At 35.8% G+C, this 6,940-nt stretch carries 5 protein-coding genes and 2 rRNA genes; all 7 read left to right on the top strand.

All coding sequences use genetic code 11. The features are described 5' to 3' along the window. A 23S ribosomal RNA gene (locus tag B7R67_RS12410) occupies positions 1-376 on the top strand; the annotation flags it as partial. Between the two features lie 55 nt (positions 377-431). Then, a 5S ribosomal RNA gene (gene rrf, locus B7R67_RS12405) occupies positions 432-547 on the top strand. 274 nt (positions 548-821) lie between these two features. Continuing rightward, positions 822-1,283 (top strand): CtsR family transcriptional regulator, encoded by a 462-nt coding sequence (locus B7R67_RS12400; protein ID WP_088070858.1) that lies wholly within the window; start codon positions 822-824, stop codon positions 1,281-1,283. Between the two features lie 19 nt (positions 1,284-1,302). Next, positions 1,303-1,851, top strand: a complete 549-nt coding sequence (locus B7R67_RS12395; protein WP_088070856.1) for a UvrB/UvrC motif-containing protein — start codon at positions 1,303-1,305, stop codon at positions 1,849-1,851. A gap of 5 nt (positions 1,852-1,856) precedes the next feature. Further along, positions 1,857-2,924, top strand: a complete 1,068-nt coding sequence (locus B7R67_RS12390) for a protein arginine kinase (protein WP_088070854.1) — start codon at positions 1,857-1,859, stop codon at positions 2,922-2,924. Positions 2,925-2,944: 20 nt separating this feature from the next. Next, positions 2,945-5,386 (top strand): ATP-dependent protease ATP-binding subunit ClpC, encoded by a 2,442-nt coding sequence (gene clpC / locus B7R67_RS12385; RefSeq protein ID WP_088070852.1) that lies wholly within the window; start codon positions 2,945-2,947, stop codon positions 5,384-5,386. Between the two features lie 175 nt (positions 5,387-5,561). Then, entirely contained in the window at positions 5,562-6,938 is a 1,377-nt protein-coding gene (radA, locus tag B7R67_RS12380) for a DNA repair protein RadA (RefSeq protein WP_088070850.1), read from the top strand. The last annotated feature ends 2 nt before the right edge of the window (positions 6,939-6,940 follow it).

The raw sequence follows: 6,940 nt of genomic DNA, 5'->3' as shown, positions 1-6,940 counted from the left end.
GGCTGTAGTCGGTCCCAAGGGTTGGGCTGTTCGCCCATTAAAGCGGTACGCGAGCTGGGTTCAGAACGTCGTGAGACAGTTCGGTCCCTATCCGTCGTGGGCGCAGGAAATTTGAGAGGAGCTGTCCTTAGTACGAGAGGACCGGGATGGACACACCGCTGGTGTACCAGTTGTTCTGCCAAGAGCATGGCTGGGTAGCTATGTGTGGAAGGGATAAGTGCTGAAAGCATCTAAGCATGAAGCCCCCCTCAAGATGAGATTTCCCATAGCGTTAAGCTAGTAAGACCCCTGAGAGACGATCAGGTTGATAGGTCAGAGGTGGAAGCGTGGTGACACGTGGAGCTGACTGATACTAATCGGTCGAGGACTTAACTAACAAGTTTGATAATGACATTATCTAGTTTTGAGGGTACGAAGTACAACTCAATCAATCAGGTGATTATTGCGAAGAGGTCACACCCGTTCCCATACCGAACACGGCAGTTAAGCTCTTCAGCGTCGATGGTAGTTGGGGGTTTCCCCCTGTGAGAGTAGAACGTCGCCTGGTAAACAAAAAACATCAGCTTATAGGCTGATGTTTTTTTGTGCTATTTTCTAAAATCAGGATCAATATAAGAGATAGATTATTTATGAAAAAGAATATAAAGGAAAATTTGCTTCTTAAAAGAATTGTATTACATATATATTTATATAGTACAAAAAAAGAGGTTAAGAGAGCTTTGGTTTGGAAAAAATGATACAAGAGATAATAGTTGAAATTTTTTTCGAAAAGAATATAATAATAGTCAAAGATAGTCAAAGTCAGTAAAGGTGGTTAATAGATGAAAAACATATCAGATATTATTGAACAGTATCTAATGAACTACTTTGACATATCTGATAAAGATTATGTCGAGATAAAAAGAAGTGAAATAGCCAATAAATTTGACTGTGTACCTTCTCAAATAAATTATGTAATTAATACTAGATTCACGTTAGAAAGAGGATATGTAGTAGAAAGTAAACGTGGTGGAGGAGGATATATCCGAATCATTAAAGTCCAGTTTCATGATAAAGCAAGCGTTATAGATCAAATATTAAATAGCTTTAGTAATAACATTGCGCAATCTAATTCTGAGGACTATATACACTTACTACTAGAAAAAAACGTGATAACTCAACGTGAAGCAAAAATGATGTTAAGTGTACTAGATCGTTCGGTAATTATGGTTAATTTACCATATCGAGATGAGTTAAGGGCTCGAATGTTAAAAGCAATGCTAAGAAGCTTAAAATATAAATAGAATATGGAGGTTGCCCATTATGATTTGTCAAGAATGCCAAGAGCGTCCGGCAACATTACACTATTCTAAAATCGTTAATGGTGAAAAAACAGATATTCACTTATGCGAGCATTGTGCAAATGACTCAAACAATAAATATATTTTCTCTGAAATAGGTGGATATTCCGTAAATGATTTGTTAGCTGGATTATTTAAAGGCAATACTGGTATTTACGAAATGAAGAAAAATAAAGTTCATCATGATCATCAGATTGAATGTCCAAGGTGTAAAATGACTTTTCAAAAATTTACTAAAATAGGACGTTTAGGTTGTTCAACATGTTATGAAACATTTGAAGACCAGATGAAACCAATTATTAAAAGAATTCATAGTGGCAATGTTACACATACAGGCAAATTACCTCAAAAGAATAGTGGAGCCATATCATTGAAAAGAAAGTTACAAGACTTAAAATCTCAAATGAAGAATTTTATTGAGAAAGAAGATTTTGAGCAGGCAATTCAGATTCGGGATGAAATCCGTAAAATCGAACAAGATTTACAAATCCTTCAAAAGGAGGTGGAGTAAGTTTTATGTCTATTGATCGAATCATTAACGATGCAATCAGTCCATGGATGAAAGTAGAAGGCCCTGATGATGACATTGTTTTAAGTAGTCGTATAAGATTAGCTAGAAATTTTAGTGCTTATTTGTATCCTACACTTCTTAGTGAAGACAAAGCGAAAGAAATTTGTCACCTAGTTAAACATTATTTTGAAGGAAGTACAGCTTTACCAAATGGACCTTTTGAATATATTGAAATTAATAAGTTAGAACCCGTAGAAAAAAGAGTTTTAATTGAAAAGCATTTAATCAGTCCTAATTTAGTTCAAGAGTCAGTACATGGTGCATGTATACTGTCTCAAGATGAACAAATTAGTATTATGATAAATGAAGAAGATCATTTACGTATTCAAGCTCTATTTCCTGGGTTGCAACTTAGAGAAGCATTAACGCAGGCGAATCATATTGATAATTATATAGAAAGTCAGCTTGAATATGCTTTCGATGAAACGATAGGTTATTTAACAAGCTGCCCGACCAATGTTGGTACTGGTTTAAGGGCATCGGTCATGATGCATTTACCAGCATTAGTCATAACGAAACAATTTAATCGTTTAATTCCAACAATTAATCAACTTGGGTTAGTTGTAAGAGGAATTTACGGTGAAGGTAGCGAAGCTTTAGGTAATATCTTTCAGATTTCCAATCAAATTACATTAGGGAAATCGGAAGAAGAAATTATAGAAGATTTAACAACAATCGTACAACAACTGATTAAACATGAAAAATCAGCAAGAGATGCACTCGTAAGAACCTCATTAATTCGATTAGAGGATCGTGTCTATCGTTCTCTCGGTATATTGAAATACGGAAGAATAATAGAGACAAAAGAAAGTGCCGGTTGTTTATCAGATGTACAGTTAGGTATTGATTTAGGGTTAATTCAAGGGTTATCCAAAAACTTTTTAAATGAATTAATGATATTAACTCAACCTGGTATTTTACAACAATTCGTAGGTGATCAACTTACTCCTGAAGAACGGGATGTTAAGAGAGCGTCATTAATACGAGAAAGACTATCTGACAAAAATAACTAATTATATGGGAGGAACCAATTATGATGTTTGGTCGATTTACAGAACGTGCTCAAAAAGTATTAGCTCTTTCTCAAGAAGAGGCAATCCGAATTGGACACTCAAATATAGGTACAGAACATATTTTATTAGGGCTAGTTCGTGAAGGAGAAGGTATAGCAGCGAAAGCGTTACTTGCGCTAGGGTTAAGTCCTGAAAAAGTACAACAAGAAGTTGAAACATTAATTGGCCGTGGTCAAGGTGTAGCTCAAACAGTTCACTACACGCCAAGAGCTAAAAAAGTAATCGAGTTATCAATGGATGAAGCTCGTAAATTAGGTCATTCATACGTAGGAACAGAACATATCCTTTTAGGACTTATTCGTGAAGGAGAGGGAGTAGCAGCAAGAGTGTTAAATAATCTTGGAGTAAGCTTAAATAAAGCACGTCAGCAAGTACTTCAATTATTAGGCAGCAACGAAAGCTCTTCTAATCATCAAAATGGTTCAGCAAACCAAGCAAATACACCAACATTAGACAGTTTAGCGCGTGATTTAACAGTATCTGCTCGAGAAGGACGTTTAGATCCTGTAATCGGACGTTCGAAAGAAATTCAACGAGTTATTGAGGTGCTTTCTCGCCGTACAAAAAATAATCCTGTGTTAATTGGAGAGCCTGGTGTAGGTAAAACTGCAATTGCTGAAGGATTAGCTCAACAAATTGTTAATAATGAAGTGCCTGAAATTTTAAGAGATAAGCGCGTTATGACACTTGATATGGGTACAGTCGTAGCAGGAACTAAGTATCGCGGTGAATTTGAAGATCGTTTGAAAAAGGTAATGGATGAAATTCGCCAAGCAGGTAATATTATTCTATTCATTGATGAGCTTCATACATTAATTGGTGCAGGTGGAGCAGAAGGCGCAATTGATGCTTCAAATATTCTAAAACCATCATTAGCACGTGGTGAACTACAATGTATCGGTGCAACAACAATCGATGAATATCGTAAATATATCGAAAAGGATGCAGCGTTAGAACGTCGTTTCCAACCAATCCAAGTTGATCAACCTAGCGTAGACGAATCAATTCAAATTCTTCAAGGCTTACGTGATCGTTATGAAGCACATCATAGAGTATCAATTTCTGATCAAGCTATTATTGAAGCTGTAAAGCTATCAGATCGATATATTACAGATCGTTTCTTACCAGATAAAGCGATTGATGTGATTGATGAGGCAGGTTCTAAAGTGCGTTTACGTAGCTTTACAACACCACCAAATTTAAAAGAATTAGAGTTAAAATTAGAAGAAGTTCGCAAAGAAAAAGATGCGGCTGTTCAAAGTCAAGAATTTGAAAAAGCAGCATCATTAAGAGATTCAGAACAAAGATTACGCGAGCAATTAGAAGATACAAAGCGCCAATGGAAAGAGAAACAAGGTAAAGAAAATTCTGAGGTAACTGTTGAAGATATTGCCAATGTAGTGTCATCATGGACGAATATCCCAGTTACAAAATTAGCACAAACTGAGGCTGATAAACTGTTAAATATGGAAAGTGTTCTTCATAAACGAGTAATTGGTCAAGAAGAAGCAGTAGTAGCAGTTTCAAAAGCAGTAAGACGTGCTAGAGCAGGATTAAAAGATCCTAAACGTCCAATTGGTTCATTTATCTTCTTAGGACCTACAGGTGTAGGTAAAACAGAATTAGCTCGTGCATTAGCAGAAACAATTTTTGGTGACGAAGATGCAATGATTCGAATTGACATGTCAGAGTACATGGAAAAACATGCAACTTCTCGTTTAGTAGGGGCGCCTCCAGGATATGTTGGATATGATGAAGGTGGCCAATTAACTGAAAAAGTTAGACGTAAACCTTATTCAGTTATTCTACTTGATGAAATTGAGAAAGCTCATCCAGACGTGTTTAATATTTTACTTCAAGTATTAGAAGATGGTCGATTAACAGATTCGAAAGGTCGCACAGTCGACTTTAGAAATACACTTGTTATCATGACATCAAACGTTGGAGCAAGTGCTTTAAAAACTAATAAATATGTTGGATTCAATATTAATGATGGAGCAAAAGATTATAAAGATATGAAAGGAAAAGTGTTGGAGGAACTGAAAAAAGCATTCCGTCCTGAATTCCTAAATCGTATCGATGAAACAATTGTTTTCCATTCATTAGAGAAAAAACATATTAAAGAAATTGTTCATTTAATGGTTAATAGCTTAACAAAGCGTTTAAAAGAACAAGAAATCGAGTTAGAATTATCTGATGCTGCAATTGATAAAATCTCTGATGAAGGTTTTGACGCTGAGTACGGAGCTCGTCCGTTAAGAAGAGCAATTCAAAAGCAAGTAGAGGATCGATTATCTGAAGAGTTATTAAAAGGTACTGTTGAAAAAGGTCAAAAGGTTATTCTTGATGTGAAGGATAACGAGTATGTCATTAAATCAGCAGCTGAAATTGTAAACCAATAAGCAATTACAAGTTCATACCTTTTAATGAAGGATAATTGAACATTTAATTGTAAAATTATCTAATTTGTGAAAAAGGGCGTGAAGCCCTTTTTCTTATACCTTAAAAGAGTTAGGATAGAGTTAGAGAACATACTCTATAGATAGAAAATAATGTAACAAATGAGGTACTATACATATGGCTAAAAAGAAAACTAAATTTGTTTGTCAATCATGCGGGTATGAATCAGTTAAATGGGTAGGTAAATGCCCTGCGTGTAACGAATGGAATACAATGGTTGAATTTGTTGAACAGCCTGCCAGTTCAAGACGATTAACATTTAATACAAATGCATCGGTAGAAGGGACAAAACCAATTTCGATTATGGAAGTGGAAATTGGCACTGAAACTAGGATTGAAACTTCTTTTGAGGAGTTTAATCGAGTTTTGGGTGGTGGTATAGTTCTAGGTTCTTTAGTATTAATTGGTGGTGACCCTGGAATTGGAAAATCAACAATGCTTTTACAAGTTTCCTCGCAATTAGCAAAAAAAGACTATAAAGTACTGTATGTTTCTGGTGAAGAATCTCAAAAGCAAATAAAATTAAGGGCAGAACGATTAGGTGTAGCAACCCAAAATCTATACGTTTTATCCGAGACAGATTTATCTTATATTGCTAGATATATGGATGAAATGGCACCAGATTTTGTGGTAATCGATTCGATTCAGACGATTTATTTGCAAGAAGTAACATCTGCACCAGGAAGTGTTTCCCAGGTTCGAGAGTGTACTTCCGAATTAATGAAAATCGCGAAAACAAAAGGAATTCCAATCTTCATTGTAGGTCATGTAACAAAAGAAGGTTCAATTGCTGGTCCAAGATTATTAGAACATATGGTAGATGCAGTGTTATACTTTGAAGGTGAAAGACATCATACATATCGTATACTAAGAGCAGTTAAAAACCGTTTTGGTTCTACCAATGAAACGGGTATATTTGAAATGAAAGAGTTAGGATTAGTAGAAGTATTAAATCCTTCTGAAATATTTTTAGAAGAGAGACCTTTTGGAGTAGCGGGCTCTACGGTTGTTGCTTCAATGGAAGGTACTAGGCCTGTACTAGTTGAATTACAAGCGCTTGTCTCACCTACAAGCTTTGGAAATGCTCGACGAATGGCAACGGGTGTTGATCATAATAGAGTTTCTCTAATTATGGCTGTTTTAGAAAAGAGAATGGGACTTTTATTGCAAAATCAAGATGCTTATTTAAAGGTTGCCGGAGGACTGAAGTTAGACGAGCCAGCTGTTGATTTAGCCGTTGCAGTAAGTATTGCTTCCAGTTTCAAAGATAAACCTACGAATCCGACAGATGTAGTCATTGGAGAAATTGGTTTGACGGGAGAAGTTCGAAGGGTATCTAGAATAGAGCAAAGAGTACAAGAGGCAGCGAAACTTGGATTTAAAAGAGCAATAATTCCATCAAAAAATATCGGAGGGTGGAGTTTTCCTGAAGGAATGGAAATAATAGGGATAAATACGGTACATGAAGCATTAAAACATGTATTAGGAGGGTAGAA

This window comes from Gottfriedia luciferensis, from assembly GCF_002156865.1.
Taxonomy (GTDB): Bacteria; Bacillota; Bacilli; order Bacillales; family Bacillaceae_G; genus Gottfriedia; species Gottfriedia luciferensis.
Note: the sequence above shows the minus strand (reverse complement) of the source record. Positions and strands in the feature narration are given on the sequence as shown.

What these genes read in the sequence shown, in the direction of transcription:
- clpC (WP_088070852.1), top strand. Translation starts at nt 2,945, where the DNA reads ATGATGTTTGGTCGATTTACAGAACGTGCTCAAAAAGTATTAGCTCTT.
- radA (WP_088070850.1), top strand. Translation starts at nt 5,562, where the DNA reads ATGGCTAAAAAGAAAACTAAATTTGTTTGTCAATCATGCGGGTATGAA.
- B7R67_RS12395 (WP_088070856.1), top strand. Translation starts at nt 1,303, where the DNA reads ATGATTTGTCAAGAATGCCAAGAGCGTCCGGCAACATTACACTATTCT.
- B7R67_RS12390 (WP_088070854.1), top strand. Translation starts at nt 1,857, where the DNA reads ATGTCTATTGATCGAATCATTAACGATGCAATCAGTCCATGGATGAAA.
- B7R67_RS12400 (WP_088070858.1), top strand. Translation starts at nt 822, where the DNA reads ATGAAAAACATATCAGATATTATTGAACAGTATCTAATGAACTACTTT.